The sequence below is a fragment of the Ralstonia sp. VS2407 genome (genome assembly GCF_052950655.1).
Map to the genome: position 1 here is coordinate 221,433 of NZ_JBRFVG010000006.1, position 14,975 is coordinate 236,407.

16 protein-coding genes are annotated in these 14,975 nt (G+C 65.4%); 7 read left to right on the forward strand and 9 right to left on the reverse strand.

All coding sequences use genetic code 11. From position 1 onward, the window contains the following. The 5 genes from ACU8YE_RS12750 (at window position 1) to ACU8YE_RS12770 (ending at window position 5,004) form a co-directional block, all read left to right on the forward strand. Window positions 1-729, forward strand: coding sequence for a maleate cis-trans isomerase family protein (locus tag ACU8YE_RS12750; protein ID WP_322017811.1), 729 nt, complete (start codon window positions 1-3; stop codon window positions 727-729). Window positions 730-750: 21 nt separating this feature from the next. Continuing rightward, window positions 751-2,166 (forward strand): dihydropyrimidinase, encoded by a 1,416-nt coding sequence (gene hydA, locus ACU8YE_RS12755; protein WP_446928863.1) that lies wholly within the window; start codon window positions 751-753, stop codon window positions 2,164-2,166. 30 nt (window positions 2,167-2,196) lie between these two features. Beyond that, window positions 2,197-2,934, forward strand: a complete 738-nt coding sequence (locus tag ACU8YE_RS12760) for an aspartate/glutamate racemase family protein (RefSeq protein ID WP_260801385.1) — start codon at window positions 2,197-2,199, stop codon at window positions 2,932-2,934. 85 nt (window positions 2,935-3,019) lie between these two features. Beyond that, window positions 3,020-3,904, forward strand: a complete 885-nt coding sequence (locus ACU8YE_RS12765) for a LysR family transcriptional regulator (protein ID WP_260801386.1) — start codon at window positions 3,020-3,022, stop codon at window positions 3,902-3,904. Between the two features lie 146 nt (window positions 3,905-4,050). Continuing rightward, window positions 4,051-5,004: an AEC family transporter gene (locus tag ACU8YE_RS12770; RefSeq protein WP_446928864.1), complete on the forward strand. Its 954-nt coding sequence runs from the start codon at window positions 4,051-4,053 to the stop codon at window positions 5,002-5,004. 27 nt (window positions 5,005-5,031) lie between these two features. On the opposite strand, the gene ACU8YE_RS12775 is transcribed toward ACU8YE_RS12770, so the two are convergent. Together ACU8YE_RS12775 and ACU8YE_RS12780 are read right to left on the reverse strand one after the other, a co-directional pair. Then, window positions 5,032-6,078, reverse strand: coding sequence for an alpha/beta fold hydrolase (locus tag ACU8YE_RS12775; RefSeq protein WP_446928865.1), 1,047 nt, complete (start codon window positions 6,076-6,078; stop codon window positions 5,032-5,034). A gap of 35 nt (window positions 6,079-6,113) precedes the next feature. Beyond that, window positions 6,114-6,512, reverse strand: a complete 399-nt coding sequence (locus tag ACU8YE_RS12780; RefSeq protein WP_260801389.1) for a cupin domain-containing protein — start codon at window positions 6,510-6,512, stop codon at window positions 6,114-6,116. Window positions 6,513-6,856: 344 nt separating this feature from the next. Between ACU8YE_RS12780 and ACU8YE_RS12785 the strand changes: the two genes are divergently transcribed. Together ACU8YE_RS12785 and ACU8YE_RS12790 are read left to right on the forward strand one after the other, a co-directional pair. Continuing rightward, window positions 6,857-7,108: a hypothetical protein gene (locus tag ACU8YE_RS12785; protein WP_027679343.1), complete on the forward strand. Its 252-nt coding sequence runs from the start codon at window positions 6,857-6,859 to the stop codon at window positions 7,106-7,108. A 60-nt stretch (window positions 7,109-7,168) separates the two neighbouring features. Then, window positions 7,169-7,951 (forward strand): alpha/beta fold hydrolase, encoded by a 783-nt coding sequence (locus tag ACU8YE_RS12790; protein WP_446928866.1) that lies wholly within the window; start codon window positions 7,169-7,171, stop codon window positions 7,949-7,951. Window positions 7,952-7,973: 22 nt separating this feature from the next. Here ACU8YE_RS12790 and ACU8YE_RS12795 read toward each other — a convergent pair whose 3' ends face one another. The 7 genes from ACU8YE_RS12795 to ACU8YE_RS12825 are packed head-to-tail and all read right to left on the reverse strand — an operon-like array spanning window position 7,974 to window position 14,883. Further along, the gene (locus ACU8YE_RS12795; RefSeq protein ID WP_446928867.1) at window positions 7,974-9,065 is read right to left on the reverse strand and encodes an acyl-CoA desaturase; all 1,092 of its coding nucleotides are present in this window, start codon (window positions 9,063-9,065) and stop codon (window positions 7,974-7,976) included. Beyond that, the gene (locus ACU8YE_RS12800; RefSeq protein ID WP_446928868.1) at window positions 9,049-10,179 is read right to left on the reverse strand and encodes a sterol desaturase family protein; all 1,131 of its coding nucleotides are present in this window, start codon (window positions 10,177-10,179) and stop codon (window positions 9,049-9,051) included. Before ACU8YE_RS12800 ends, ACU8YE_RS12795 begins: the two co-directional genes overlap by 17 nt. Beyond that, window positions 10,176-10,799 carry a phosphatase PAP2 family protein gene (locus tag ACU8YE_RS12805; protein ID WP_446928869.1) on the reverse strand — a complete coding sequence of 208 codons (624 nt, stop codon included), beginning with the start codon at window positions 10,797-10,799 and terminating at the stop codon, window positions 10,176-10,178. The genes ACU8YE_RS12800 and ACU8YE_RS12805 overlap by 4 nt, the downstream gene beginning before the upstream one ends. After that, window positions 10,796-12,106 (reverse strand): F390 synthetase-related protein, encoded by a 1,311-nt coding sequence (locus tag ACU8YE_RS12810; RefSeq protein WP_446928870.1) that lies wholly within the window; start codon window positions 12,104-12,106, stop codon window positions 10,796-10,798. The genes ACU8YE_RS12805 and ACU8YE_RS12810 overlap by 4 nt, the downstream gene beginning before the upstream one ends. Continuing rightward, window positions 12,103-12,909 (reverse strand): MBL fold metallo-hydrolase, encoded by an 807-nt coding sequence (locus tag ACU8YE_RS12815; RefSeq protein ID WP_446928871.1) that lies wholly within the window; start codon window positions 12,907-12,909, stop codon window positions 12,103-12,105. The genes ACU8YE_RS12810 and ACU8YE_RS12815 overlap by 4 nt, the downstream gene beginning before the upstream one ends. After that, window positions 12,887-13,900, reverse strand: a complete 1,014-nt coding sequence (locus ACU8YE_RS12820; RefSeq protein WP_446928872.1) for an NAD-dependent epimerase/dehydratase family protein — start codon at window positions 13,898-13,900, stop codon at window positions 12,887-12,889. Before ACU8YE_RS12820 ends, ACU8YE_RS12815 begins: the two co-directional genes overlap by 23 nt. Continuing rightward, window positions 13,897-14,883, reverse strand: coding sequence for a 3-oxoacyl-[acyl-carrier-protein] synthase III C-terminal domain-containing protein (locus ACU8YE_RS12825; protein ID WP_446928873.1), 987 nt, complete (start codon window positions 14,881-14,883; stop codon window positions 13,897-13,899). Before ACU8YE_RS12825 ends, ACU8YE_RS12820 begins: the two co-directional genes overlap by 4 nt. Window positions 14,884-14,975 lie beyond the last annotated feature (92 nt).

Below are 14,975 nucleotides of genomic sequence, written 5' to 3' on the forward strand. Positions count from 1 at the left end.
ATGACAAAACGCATCAAGCTCGGCATGCTCACGCCATCGTCCAACACGGCGCTGGAACCCATTACCAGCGCCATGGTGAGCGGCTTGCCCAACGTGAGCGCGCATTTCTCGCGCTTCACCGTGACGGAAATCTCGCTGCGCGACCAGGCGCTGGGGCAGTTCGATCTGGAGAAGATCCTGAACGCCGCCAAGCTGCTGGCCGACGCGCACGTCGACGTGATCGCCTGGAACGGCACGTCGTCCGGCTGGCTCGGCTTTGAGAAAGACGAGGCGCTGTGCCGCCAGATCACGGAAGCCACCGGCATTCCGGCCACCACGTCTGTGCTGGCGCTCAACGAGATTCTGGCCAAGACCGGCGCACGCGATTTCGCCCTCGTTACGCCGTACCTGGATGACGTGCAGCAGCGCATCGTGCAGAACTACGCGCGCCACGGCTTCAACTGCGTGGCGGAGCGTCATCTAGACTTGCACGTCAACCACAGCTTTGCCGACGTGGAAGAAGACACGATCCGCAGCCTAGTGCGCGAGGTGGCACAGAAAAAGCCGGCGGCCATCACCACGTTCTGCACGAACCTGCGCGCGGCGCATCTGGTGGAGGCACTGGAAGCGGAAACGGGCATCCCGGTGTACGACACCATCTCGACCGTCGTGTGGAAATCGCTGCGGCTGGCGGGTGTCGACACGCGCGAGCTGCGCGGCTGGGGTCGCCTGTTCGCGGACGTTGCTTAACGGAATGAGGGAGCGCCAAGCATGTCCACGGAACTCGACCTGGTGATCCGTAATGCGGATGTGGTCACCGCATCCGACCGCTTTACCTGCGACATTGGTGTGCGCGATGGCCGCATCGCCGTGCTCGGCCACGGCTTGCCGCGCGGCGCGCGCGAGATGGATGCCAGTGGCCTGCTGGCGCTGCCCGGTGGCGTCGACGGCCATTGCCACCTCGACCAGCCCATGCCCGACGGCATGCGCATGGCCGACGACTTCTTCACCGGCACGCGCGCGGCCATCTGCGGCGGCACGACAACGGTGATCCCGTTTGCGGCGCAGGAGAAGGGCGGCTCGCTGAAAGCGGCGGTGGCCGACTACCACCGTCGTGCCGAGGGCCGCGCGGTGGCCGACTATGGCTTCCACCTGATCGTGGCCGACCCCACGCCCCACGTACTGAAGCACGAACTGCCAGAGTTGATCCGCCAGGGCTACACCTCGTTCAAGGTCTACATGACCTATGACGACCTGAAACTGTCCGACCGCGAAATGCTGGACGTGCTGAACGTCGCCAAGCAGAACAACGCACTGGTGATGGTGCATGCGGAAAACGCCGACTGCATTTCGTGGCTGACCGAGAAGCTGGTGGGCGAGGGCCGCATCTCGCCGCGCTTCCACGGCCTGTCGCGTCCGGCAGCGGTGGAGCGTGAAGCCACGCACCGTGCCATCACCTTTGCCGAGCTGGTGGACGTGCCGATCCTGATCGTGCATGTGTCGGGCAAAGAAGCCATCGAGCAGATTCGCTGGGCACAAAGCCGCGGCTTGCAGATCCTGGCCGAGACGTGTCCGCAGTACCTCTACCTGACCGCCGAAGACATGGGCCTGCAAGGTGACGATGGCTACGAAGGTGCCAAGTGCGTCTGCAGCCCGCCGCCGCGCGATCCGGAAAACCAGGCGGCCGTATGGCGCGCGCTTGCAGGAGGCGTGTTCAGCGTGTTCTCTTCCGACCATGCCCCGTTCAACTATGACGACCCGGAAGGCAAGAAGCTTGGCGGTCAGGCGCAACCGTTCGACCATATTCCGAACGGCGTACCCGGTATCGAGACGCGATTGCCGTTGCTGTTTGATGGCATCGCGCGGGGCAAGCTGTCGCTGCATCAGTTTGTGGAACTGACGTCGTATCGCCCGGCACGGCTGTACGGTTTGTATCCGCGCAAGGGCACGATCGCCGTGGGCGCCGATGCCGACATCACGCTGTGGGATCCGGAGCGCCGCGTGCGCATCACCAACGATGCGTTGCATCACGCGGTGGACTACACGCCCTATGAAGGCATTGAAGTGATGGGCTGGCCGGTGCATTGCTTCTCGCGCGGCGAGATGCTGGTCGAAAACGGCAAGTACCTCGAACCGGCCCCTGGGCGGGGGCAGTTCCTGCCGGCGGGTGCCCCGTCCCTGGTCTGACGTTTCTGGTTGGGTTCTCAAAATTTCATCATGCGTATTCTGGTCGTCAATCCCAATATCTCCGAGAGCGTGACGGAGTTGATTCATGCCGAGGCGCGTCGCTCCGTTTCACCCGGTACCACGCTCACGATGGCGACAGCGCCATTTGGCGTGGCCTATATCGAAACGCGCTTTGAGGCACTGGTGGGCGGCTATGCCACCGCGTGCGTCGTTGCCGAACACGCCGGTCAATTCGACGGCGTGGTCGTGGCGGCGTTTGGAGACCCCGGCCTGGCTGGCATCAAGGAGCTGTGCAACGTGCCGGTGGTCGGCATGACCGAAGCGGCGCTGGCCAGCGCCTGTCTGCTTGGTCAGCGCTTTTCAATCATCGCGATTTCGAGCCGTATCCAGGCGTGGTACCGCGAATGTGTAGCGGCCAATGGGCTGGCGTCGCGGCTGGCGAGCGTGCGATCTTTGCAGCAGCCGCTGCGCGACATCGGCAGCGTGCAGGAAGACCACGCGGCACGCCTTGAAGAACTGAGCCTGCAGGCAGTGCGTGAAGACGGCGCAGACGTGATCATCGTGGCCGGCGCACCGCTTGCCGGGCTGGCGCGCACACTCAAGGACCGCATTCCCGTGCCCGTTGTGGATGGCGTCTCCAGCGCCATCCGCCATTGCGAGAGCCTGATTGCGCTTGCCCCGAACGGCGCAGCGGAAGGCAGCTTTGCGCGTCCGCCGCACAAGCCCAACCACGGGTTGCCTCCTGCGCTGGCTGCCATGCTGGCATAGGCGGGTTGTCTCACCGCCCTGGAAGGCGGGCCGGTGTGGCCAGAGGTACGATGCGCTATCTGCCTGATCTGCCATCGCTTCCGCCATGTCTCTCCGCGCCTTGAGAACGCTCGTTGCCATCGCCCGCCACCGCACGTTTGCGCGTGCTGGCGAGGCGATCGGGCTCACGCAGTCGGCTGTCAGCCTGCAGGTCAAGTCGCTGGAGGAGGAGTTCAACGTCCGCCTGTTCGACCGCTCACGCCGCGAGCCCGCTTTGACAGAGGCGGGCCGCATCGTGCTCGCCCAGGCTGAACAGATCCTCGCGCTGTATGACCGCATTCCCGACGCGCTGAGCGATGAGCGTGCGCTGGTCGGGCGGTTGCGCATTGGCGCCATTCAGACCGCGCTATCGGGGCCGCTGCCCAATGCGCTGCTGGCCCTGCGGACGGCGCATCCCGGCCTGCGCGTGCACGTGGCCGCCGGCATGTCGGCCGAGCTTGCGCAACGCGTGGCTGACGGCGAGCTGGATGCCGCGATCACGTCGCACCCTGTGCGGCCGCATCCGGCGGAGCTGGTCTGGTCGACGCTCTATGAAGACCGCTTCTGGCTGCTCGCCCCCGCCCAATATGCCGAGCATGATGCGCGCGCGCTGCTGACCGAGCTGCCGTTTATCCGCTTTGATGCGCAAGCCTGGGCCGGCCGCATGATTGCCTCGGAGCTGCGGCGCCTGGGCGTGAAGGTGCGCGAAGAGATGGTGCTCGACAACAAGGACACGATCGTGCGCATGGTGGCCAGCGGATTGGGTGCCGCCGTGGTGGCCCTTTCCGATTCGGAGCTGACGCAATTGCCGCCTGTTACCCGTCTGCCATTCGGGCAACCGCAATTGCATCGGGCAGTGGTGCTGCTTGAACACCAATCGCGGGCTTCGCAGCGCTTTACCCAGGCATTGGCCGACGCCGTCGTCGCTTCTGCAATGAGAATTTCTCATTGATTGCCAGATAAATAACAATTATTGCTGCTGTGACTGCGTGATAGCTTGGCGGTGTTCCTGATTTTCTTCGAGCGCCTCATGTCGTTCCGCACGTTCCTCTGCCTCTCATCCACATTGCGGGTACGCCATGGTGCGGGAGCACGGCCATGACCGCTGCCATCCTGCTCGCGCTCGCGCCTGTCGCCCTTCTGGTTGCGCTCGGCCACTGGCTCAAGCGCTCCGCCTTCCTCGCCGAAAGCTTCTGGCCGCAGGCCGAGCGGCTCTGCTACTACGTTCTGTTGCCGTCGCTATTCATGCATGGTCTGGCCACGGCACACATGCAGTCTTTGCCCGTGCTGCCGCTGGTGCTGACGTTGATCGGTGCGACATTGCTGGTGGCGGTCGCACTGATGCTGGCCCGGCCATGGATGCAGGTGGACGGTGCGGCGTTCACGTCGGTGTTTCAGGGCGCAGTGCGGTTCAACAACTACGTAGGCGTGTCGCTCGCCACGGGCCTCTTCGGGGCCAAGGGGATTGCGCTGGCTGCGGTATGCAACGCGGCGATCGTGCCAACAGTCAATCTGCTGTGCGTGCTGGTCTTCGCCCGCTATGGCTCGGTGCGCCTCGGTGGGCGTGCGCTGGTGCGTCAGATCGTGACGAATCCGCCGGTGGTGGCTTGCACGCTGGGCATTGCCATGCAGGCCTTGGGGCTGCAGATGCCTGGGGCGATCGAGCCGGCGGTGCGGGCGCTCGGCCTGGCATCGATGCCGCTGGGGCTATTGTGTGTGGGCGCTGCGCTGAACTTCAGCGGCGTGCGTTCGTGGGCGCAGCCGGTGGTCGTGTCGTCAATCATCAAGTTTCTGGCCATGCCCGCGTTGACGCTGGCCGTTGGCCACGCATTGGGCCTGACCGATGCTGCATTGATCGTGGCGCTGCTGTTCCAGGCGCTGCCCACGGCGTCTTCGTCGTACATCATGGCGCGCCAGCTGGGCGGTGACGCGCCGCTCATGGCAGGCATCACCGCGGCGCAGACGGTGATGGCCGCGGCAGCCATGCCGGCCGTGATGACGCTGCTGGCCCTGACGCGCGGATTACCCGAAGGGTTGCTCTCGGCGCTGTGAGCCAGAAGCGTCAAAAGGCTTGCCGGTTCAGAGGTGCACAACGTCCAGCATGGCCTGCACAAACGCCTTCGGTGCTTCCTGCGGCAGGTTGTGTCCGATACCGCCACCGATGTTCCGGTGCTGGTACTTGCCCGTGAACTTCTTCGCATAGGCCGACGGCTCTGGGTGCGGTGCGCCGTTGGCGTCGCCTTCCATGGTGATGGTCGGCACGGTGATGGCCGGGCCCGTGGCCAGACGTTGTTCCAGCGCGTCGTACTTCGATTCGCCCTGCGCCAGCCCCAGGCGCCAGCGGTAGTTGTGGATGACGATGTCGACGTGGTCGGGGTTGTTGAACGCGGTGGCGCTGCGGTCGTACGTGGCGTCGTCAAATTTCCAGGTGGGCGATGCCAGCTTCCAGATCAGGCGGTTGAATTCCTTGCAGTTGGCGGCGTAGCCCCGCGCGCCGCGTTCCGTCGTGAAATAGAACTGGTACCACCACGCAAATTCCGCAGCCGGCGGCAGCGGCTTGCGGTTCGCCTCCTGGCTGCCGATCAGGTAGCCGCTGACGGACACCAGCGTCTTGCAGCGTTCCGGCCACAGCGCCGCGACGATGTCTGCCGTGCGCGCGCCCCAGTCGTATCCGCCAAAGTGCGCCTGCTTGATGTTCAACGCGTCCATGAACGCGATGATGTCGGCGGCCAGCGCAGCCTGCTGCCCGTTGCGCGGTGTGTCTGCCGAGCGGATGCGCGTCGTGCCATAGCCGCGCAGGTACGGCACCAGCACGCGATAGCCTGCCGCCGCAAGCGCGGGCGCCACCTCCGCATAGCTGTAGATGTCATAGGGCCAGCCATGCAGCAGGACCATCACGGGGCCGTTCTTCGGCCCCAGGTCTGCGTAGCCGATGTTGAGCACGCCGGCATCGATCTGCTGCAGCGTGCCGAACGGGTTGGCCTGCCCGGCCAGCAGCGTGCCTGCATTGGAGGATGGTGCCGGTTGCGCATGCACAAGTTCGGCCAGCCCGAGATCCAGCACACCAATACTGGCGATGGTGGTGCCCAGAAGGCGGCGACGGCGGAGGTTGACGGGGTTCGACATGGGGGTTCTCTCTTTGCGGTGGTTGGGGCAGGGGGTTAGTGAACGAGCTTGACCAGCGGCTCACCGGACTTCACGACATACGTCGCCAGTTCCGATGCCTTGCCGCTGCCGACGTTTCTTGCTGAGTGCGCAACGCCAGCCGGAATGAACAACGAATCGCCGGTCTGCAGCGTCACAGGGGGCTGGCCATCCAGCCGGTATTCGATCGTGCCTTGCAGAACGTGGGCGATTTCCTCGCCGGGGTGGACATGCGCGGGGGCAAACGCACGCTCATCAAAATCCACGCGCACTTGCAGGGCTTCACGGCCTGGCACGCTCAGGTCGTGATGGACGAGGTCTGTCCGATGCAGCCCTGCGGCTTGCGCAAACGCGTTGTGCGCGCCCAGGGCGCCAGCCAGTACGAGCAAGGTTGCGGTCAATCGAGTCGGTTGCATGAGGGCTCCAGTGATCAAGGATGGATGACGAGGCGGGGTCTTGCTCGCCTCGTTTCCAGCATTGGGCGCCTCCGATGTATCCGGTCGGTTTCACGATGCCGCCGATTTGTATTGCTTTGTAGCAATGGGCATCGATGGACGGGGTTTTGTATGCGTTTGTATCCGGTAGCGGCTCTGGTACATGCCCAGACAAAACGGGCAGCAGGTCGCTACGTGCTGGATACGTCAGGCGCCTTAAATGCATTCCGTGGCCAAGACGCCGGTCGAACGCAACGTAGCGCAAAGCAAAGCAAGACATCGGCAGGCCGCGCAATCCCAACCCAACTGTTCAAAGGAAAACGATCATGACCCGCAATCTCGCCAAGACCCTCGCTGTTGTCGCCCTCGCTGTGGCCGCTGCCGGCGCGCAAGCCGCTTCGTCCGTCGGTGCACGCGACCCGTACACCGAAGGCGCCCGCGCCGTGCAGAGCGCGGTGGATGCCTACACCGAGGGCGCCCGTTCGTCCGACGTCTATACGGACGGTGCGCGCTCCACCGACATCTACACCGACGGTGCCCGCAGCGCGAACCCGTACTACGACGGTGCACACGCCTGAACCGGCAGCCTCGCGTACGCCCCATCCCACTAAGAACCGAACAGACAACAAGGACCCGACATGTTCAACCGCAAAGCCGTCTCCATCGCAGCGTTGGCACTTGGCATGGCTGCCAGTGCGCCCCTGTTGGCCGCCACGGCAGCCGATGCCGATCAACCTTCCGTCGTGATCGTGCACGGCGCGTTTGCCGATGGGTCCGACTGGGCCAAGGTGATTCCGCTGCTGCAGGCCAAGGGCGTGAAGGTGCAGGCAGTGCAGAACGGACTGAACTCACTGGCCGATGACGTGGCTGCCACGCGCCGCGCCATCGGCAACCAGCCGGGCAAGGTCGTGCTGGTGGGGCATTCATGGGGCGGCACGGTCATCACCGAAGCCGGTGCGGACAGCAAGGTTGCCGGCCTCGTGTATGTGGCGGCGTTTGCGCCGGACGTCGGCCAGTCGACGGAAGAGGTGGGCAAGGACTACGCGCCCGCGCCGGGCATCAGCAAGCTCGTCGCTGATGCCAACGGCTATCTGTCACTGCCTGCCGAGGCGCTGGCGAGCGACTTTGCCCAGGATGTGCCCGCTGCCCAGGCGCGCGTGATGGCCGCCACGCAAGGGCCCATCAAGGCGACGGCATTTGCCGAGCGCACCACGGTTGCGGCATGGCAGAGCAGGCCGTCGTGGTTCATCGTCAGCGCACACGACAGGATGATCCAGCCGGATCTGGAGCGTGCCATGGCCCGGAACATTGGCGCCAAGGTGACGACGCTGCCGACGAGCCACGTGCCGCAGCAGTCGCGGCCGCAGGATGTGGCCAAGGTGATTCTCGAAGTAGTGCACGCGGTCCAGGCGCGCAACTGAGGCCGCGCGTGTTGTCTGCGCGTCAGTTTGGGCGTTGGCCCATGGCGCGCAGGAAGTTCTGCTGCGCGGTCAGCAACTCCCCGTAGGTGAGCGCGCGGTAGTCGAGCGCATGGGTGCGCGCCACCTCCGCCACGCGCGCTGCCAGTGCCGGATAGTGCCGGTGGCTATAGGTCGGGAAGAGGTGATGCGTCAGGTGCCAGTTCAAGCCGCCGAGCCAATAGCCGATCCACGCCGGTTGCGGTTGCCAGTCGCACGCGGTGTGGAATGCATGCTCGTGCCACGTGTGCGGTAACTGGCCAGATTCGGGCGGCAGATAGAACGTCACGTCCGCCCAGTGCGTGCCCAGGATCAGCGCGACCAGCACGCATGAAGCCAGCATCTGCCCTGCGAAGTAGCCAAGCGCCACCCAGCCCCAGCCGAGGCCGAGCCGATGTGCCACCCAGGCGGGCACCGCCACCGCAATGAGCAAGTGCAACGCCTTCGCAGACAGGAACGTCGCCCAGCCGCGCAGGCCGGGCAACACGCGATCCGCCGCCAGCGGCGTGAGGCCAAGGCGATCCGACCAGTCGTAGATCCAGTTGATGTACGGCAACGACAGCGCGGCAATCAGCGGCCAGTAGCGATGCTGATAGCGAAACTGCGGATACCACGGCTGAAAGGGCGTCTGCCGCAGGAACCGGTTTGGAGCGGTGTCGAGGTCGTAGTGTTCTACGTTGGCATGCGCGTGGTGATAGTGCACGTGGCGCACCGTCCAGTAGGCGGGTTCGATGCCGAGCGGGATGGCGGTCACGCGCGTCATGAGGCGGTCCAGCCATGCCCAGGGGGAGAGCGCCCGGTGTGCGCCGTCGTGCAGCACGTTCATGGCCAGCAGCATCGCGATGAATGGAAAGGCCATGTAGGCGAGCACGAAAGCCGTCGCATTCGTGGCCGTGACCATGGCGCCATACAGCAGCGCGGATACCACAACGAGGAAGGCGCCCTTGGCAATGAACTGCGCATCGGCAAAGCGATGGTCGCTGCATGCCCGCAGATGGTCGTGCGCGACACGGCGCAAATCGTCGACGAGTGATGACGAGCGCGGTGAAGCGTAGCGGAGCTTAGCGAGATTCGGCATGCGGCGACGAAGAGAGCGGCGATTCGGTCCGCAGCGCATGCCACAGTCCACAAGCAAGACCATGCAACCCGAGCGCAACGGCCAACGTGTCGGACAATGCATCGCCCGCGCCGCATATGCCGATCATCAGCACGGGCAGCGCAAGCGCCAGCAGCGGCCAAAGCCAGCGGCCCCAACCGCGCCCGTCGGACAAACCGCCCAGCGCCAACGTGAGCAGCAGGATGAGGGTGAACCAGACCGCTTGCCAGTGTTCGGGCCACAGGCCATCGGTGCGCACATAGTCGATCACCACGCCAAACAGCAGCACACCGCCGGTGGCGATCCAGCCGGCCGGCGTGGCACGCGTATCGCGTTGCAAATGCGGCGTACGCAGCCCCAGCCATTGCAATGCCGGCACCACGTTGGCCCAGAACGGGTTGTCGCTGTAGGTGGGCCTGTGCACGCCATAGCGGATGGGTACGTCGGGCAACGCGCGCTGATACGTGCCGAACAGCTTGTCCCAGAGGAGCAGCGTGCCGCCGAAGTTGCGGTCGATGTACTCGGGGTTGCAGCCGTGATGCACGCGGTGGTTGGCGGGCGTGACCATGAAGCGGTCCAGCACGCCCGAGCGGCCGACCAGTCCACAGTGGTTGTAGAACTGCACCGAGTAATGCAGGCCCGACACCGCCACGAACATCTCCGGCGTAACACCCAGCAGCGCCAGCGGCACGAAAAAGGGCAGCGATGTCAGCGACGACAGCCACGCGTTTCGCACGCCCAGCGACAGGTTGAAATGCTCGCCCTCGTGATGCACCGCGTGGATCGCCCACAGAAAGCCCAGCTTGTGATGCGTGCGGTGGAGCCAGTAGAAGCCGAGATCCCACGCGACAAAGGCAAAGGCCCAGCCCGCAATCGGGTGCCAGCCATCCACCCAATGCAGGCTGGCATGGGCATACAGCCACGTAAAGCCAGCGACTTCCACGCCGCGGCACAGCCACATCAGCACGTGGCCCGAGTTCAGATTGAGGATGACGTCGCGCCACGGCACCGGCTGGCCGCGCCACCACTTGAGCGCAGCCAGTTCCAGCAACACGCAGCCGAGCATCAATGCAAGCGGCAGGGCAAAGGCATTCATGTGGACACCGGTTCGATGGAGAGCGTTGACGCGCGTCGCGCCAACCATAGACGGACAGCCGCGCCGCACAGCACGCCCACGGCCACGCCTGCAGACAGATCGAGGGCAACGTGCCGGCGCGTCTGGATCGTGGCGTACAGAATGCCGAGGCCCCAGGCTGTGGCGAGCGCCGTGCGCATCGGCCTGCGCGAATCGGCCAGCGCCCACACCGAGAGCAGTGTGAGCGCCCCATGCAGCGAGGGCAGGCAGTTCTGGCTCGAGTCCATGGCGATCAGCATGCGCTGCACGCTGCCGGGCAGCGATGCGTCCGTCAGCGGCGGGTAGTGCAGCGTGGTCGGCCACAGCAGAAACACCGCGCCGCTCACGAGCGCACTCATCTGCATGGTGCGTTCCAGCCAGGGCAGGCGCGACATGTCGGCCCGCAGATACGCCAGCGGAATCAACGCGAAGAACGACACGTACAGCCAGATGCCTGACGTGCTGAACGGAATCGCGCGGTCCAACGCGGTTTCCAGCACGACCGTGCCAACGCCTTGCAGCGCCCCGCAGATGCCATAGACGAAGCCCACTGAACACCAGCCCAGGGCCATATGACGCAGGCGCGTGGCAAGCGGGCTCATCGTGCCGCTCCTGACACTTTGAGTCGAACGATGCGGCGGCGCTTGGTGGTGAAGTCCGTGGCGATGCGCTCGGGCGTGGCGTGCCACGTCACGCGCGATGCATCGACGCCCTGGCAGACGAAGACATCGGCCAGATGCGCTTTGCACGTGCGCGCAATGTCGGCGTCGGCCGGATGAATGGACAACGCGAGCGTGCTCGCATCGGTTTGGACCAGGCGGTAATCCGCATGCAGCGGCAGCGCCTGTGCCAGCGCCCGCGAACACACGTCCGCAAACAGCGTGACGGTACCGCCGCCCAGCGCGGGCAGGACGAGTGTGTCGTCGCAGCGGCCTTCGATGCGCTCGATGGCCATCGCCGGATTGCCGCAGGGGCAAGCGCCCAGCGCTGGGTCGCGGCGGATAAGGATGTCATCCAGCCGGTAGCGCACGATGGGCTGTGTGCTGCGTGTGAAATCGGTAATGACGGGGACGAAGCGGTGCGCGTCCAGCCATTGCGGCTCGATGTGCACGTGCGCTTCGTTCAGGTGCAGCGCGCCGTGCGGGCAGGTTGCGCCCAGGAACCCTTCGGTGGCCTGATAGACCTCGCCGACGTTACCAAAGGCCTGCGCAAGCAGTGCGCGGTCCATCGGCTCCAGCACTTCGGCGCCGGACAGCACCTGCACAGGCGCGATGTCGAGCCTCCCTGCCAGCTTCTCCATGGCGAGCGCACGCAGCACCTGCGCGGGCCCCACGATGATGGTCGGCTGCAATGCTTCCAGCGGCGCGCGGTGCGAATCGAACGGCGCAAACAGATCGAAGAACGAGAACGTCAGCCACGGGTTGCGCACGGCCGTGTACAGATTGCTGTTGGCACGCAGGAACAGCGCGACGCGTTCGCCATGCAACAGGCCGCGCGGCAGCAGCTTGGCGAGCAGGATGCCGGCCCACTGCGCGCGCTCGGTCGGGCTGACGACAAATACGCCGCGTCCGCCCGATGTGCCAGACGACAAGCCCACCGAATACGCACCGACCGTCGGCCGGAAATCGCGCGACTGCTCGGCCTGCTGCGCGCACGCGAGCACGTCGGCCAGACGCAGGCCGGCGGTGTTCATGGCGTCGAAATTGGCCATCATCGTGGCCTTGTCCATCAACGGCCACTCGTGCATCGGCTTCGATGCGAACGTGCGGAAATACGGGCTGCGGGTCAGCACGCGTTGCGTGAAGCGCTTGATTTGCCGCTGCTGATGCGCTTCCAGCGCAGCGCGATCAGCCAGCCGCAACCGGCGCGTTTGCCAGTACGACCACAGCAGGCGGTGCAACGCCGTCACAACGCCCCCTCGTGTGTGAGCAGGATGCGCACATGGCCGCCCGCATCGAGCGCGTGCAGCTTGCGCAGCGTGTCGAAGTAGGCGTGGCGGTCTTCCATGATCGAATACGCGAGCACCGACGGCCCGCGCAGCTCGCGATAGCTCAGCGGCGACCAGGCGGCGTCGGCGGCCAGCAACACCCAGCCTTCCTGCGTGCGCACGAACGCGCCGAGGTGTCCGGCGGCGTGGCCAGGCAGCGGCACGATGAGCACGTCGCCGTTGCTGTTGGGCAAGGCCCAGGCCGATGTGAACGGCGCCAGCTCCGGCGGCAGCGCAACCTGCTCGAACTGTTCGACAAAGCGCGTGCGCGTTTCAAAATCTTCGGGAATCAGACCCGGCACGAAAGCGCGCCGCAACGCGGAAACACCACGCAGCGCACGCAGGTGCATCCATCCCTCGCCGGAGCAGATGACGGGCACGCTCGGAAAGTCGCGCAGACCGGCAACGTGGTCACCGTGGAAATGCGAGACGATCAATCCATCCAGGTCAGCCGGGCGCACGCCCTGTTGCGCAAGCTGCGCCGCCATGGATTCCGACGTATCGAAATACACCGGCGTGACCTTGCGATAGATCGCAAACAGGCCGCTGCGCGTGTGGTCATGAAAATGCGAGGCATAGCCCGTGTCCCACAGCCAGCGGCGGCCTGCCGCTTCGATCAGCCATGCGCGTGCAGGGAAGGCGCAGGTACGCAAGCCCGCACCGCGCAGTGCCACGCACGCGGTGTGCGTGCAGTAGCCGGCTTCAAAAACGGACAACGTTGCCATGTTCACGTAACCAATGGGCCGTGCGGCGGATGCCTTCGGCCATGTCGATGGGCGGCACGTAGCCGAGTTCGATGCGCGCGCGGTCGTTGGCGAGCGTCATGTCGTAGTGCAGGGCGGCGGCGCTGTAGCGTGTGAGCAGCGGCTCGCGACGCGTGAGAGCGCTGCCGGCTTCCATGACGCGTGCGGCCAATGCCATCGCCGGATACGGCACAGCGCGGATGCGGTAACGCAGGCCGAGCTGTTGCCCCAGCAATTGATCGAGCAGATCGCGCAGCGTAGCCGGTGCGTGGTTGGTGATGTTGTAGGCGGCGCCGGAAGGCACGCTCGCTGTGGTGGCGCATTGCATGGCATGCACCACGTTTTCCAGGTACGTCAGGTCCATGCGCGCCGCGCCGCCACGAGGCAGCGGCAGCACGCCGCCGCGCAGTTCCAGAAGATGCAGGATGCGCGGCAGCACCACGCGGTCATGCGGGCCGAACAGCCCGCGCGGCCGCAGGATGACGAAGTGCGTGCGGTGCTGCGTGGCGGTCTGCTGCTGGATGGCCGCCTCTGCCAGCATCTTCGTCGCCGCGTAATGATTGGGGAAGCGCGCAGGGCGATAGCTCTCCGGCAGATCGGCGTGATGCTGGTAGTCGAAATAGATCGATGGCGTGGAGATATGCACGAAGCGGCGGACGCCACGCTTGACGGCACCTTCGGCCAGAGCGGCCGTTGCGCGCACATTGGCCGCGTAGAAGTCCTCATACGCGCCCCAGGGCGATGACAGCGCCGCGCAATGCCAGACCGTATCGACACCATCGAGCAGCGCATCGAGCGTGGCCGGTGTCAGTTGTGCCAAATCGGCGGGCACATAGTCGGCGCCACGTGCGATGAAAGCCTCACGCTGCGCCGCATTGCGCCCCGTCGCGCGCACGCGGGCGCCTTGCGCGAGCAGTGCATCGACTGCGTTGCGGCCGAGCCCACCCGTAGCGCCTGTCACCAGCGTCGTCATAGCGTCAGCACCATGCCGCCGAGCGTCAGGCCGGCTGCCGTGCCGACCAGCAGAACCGGCTTGCCAGGCTCGATGCGTTGGGTCGTCACGGCTTCATGCAGCGCCGTGGGAATCGACGCGGCCACTTGGTTGCCGTGCTGCGCGTAGATATCGATCACGCTGGCTTCCGGCACGCCCAGCCGTTTGCGTAGATGCTGCATCCCAAGGTGGCTCGCCTGATGCGGCACGACGACATGCATGTCGTGCAGCGTGTAATGGCTGCCCGCGAAGAGGCGATCGAGGAACCCGTCCATCAATTGCGAGGCGAGCTTGAATACGCGCTTGCCATCCATGTGGAACAGGTAATCGGTGGGTTGCGCACCGGTGCGCGGGTTGCGGCGCGTGCCGCCCGCGCGGATTTCGCAATAGGCTTTGCCGGCGGGGTAGGTCTCCATGCGGTAGGCGTGGATGCCCGTGCCGGACACCGTAGGCGCCGCTTCAACGATGACCGCCGCTGCGCCGTCGCCGAAGATCAACGCGGTCTCGGCATCGTCCCAGTCGATGCCGCGTGAGGCCAGGTCGGACGCCACCACGGCGATGCGCTTGTACGCGCCCGTGGTCAGCAGGCTACTTGCCACATGCAGCGCCGTGAGGAAGCTCAGGCAACTGGCGTTGACGTCAAACGCGGGCGTGCCGGCGGGCAGCCCGGCGTGCTCCAAGATGCGCGCGGCCGTGTTAGGCAGCGCCTGTTCCTGCACGCCCGAGGCGGAGATCAACAGGTCGATGGACGCGGCCGGAACATCGGCGCGGCACAGCGCATCGCGCACGGCAGCACCGGCGAGTTCCGACTGGTGCTCGCCCAGCGTGGCATGGTGGCGAACGTCGATACCGGATTTCTTGCGTACGTAGCCTGCCCGATGGCCCAGGCGGGCATCCAGTTCAGCGGACGTGACTTGTTGTTCCGGCAGTGCCTTGCCGGTGGAAAGCAGATGAATCGGCAGCATAGATGCAGGCACGCACGGCGTACGTTGCCCTGTTCCCTCTTCCGGCTGCTGAGCGCGCGAGGCGCATGCCGCAGCGTAATGATCTTGTCTTG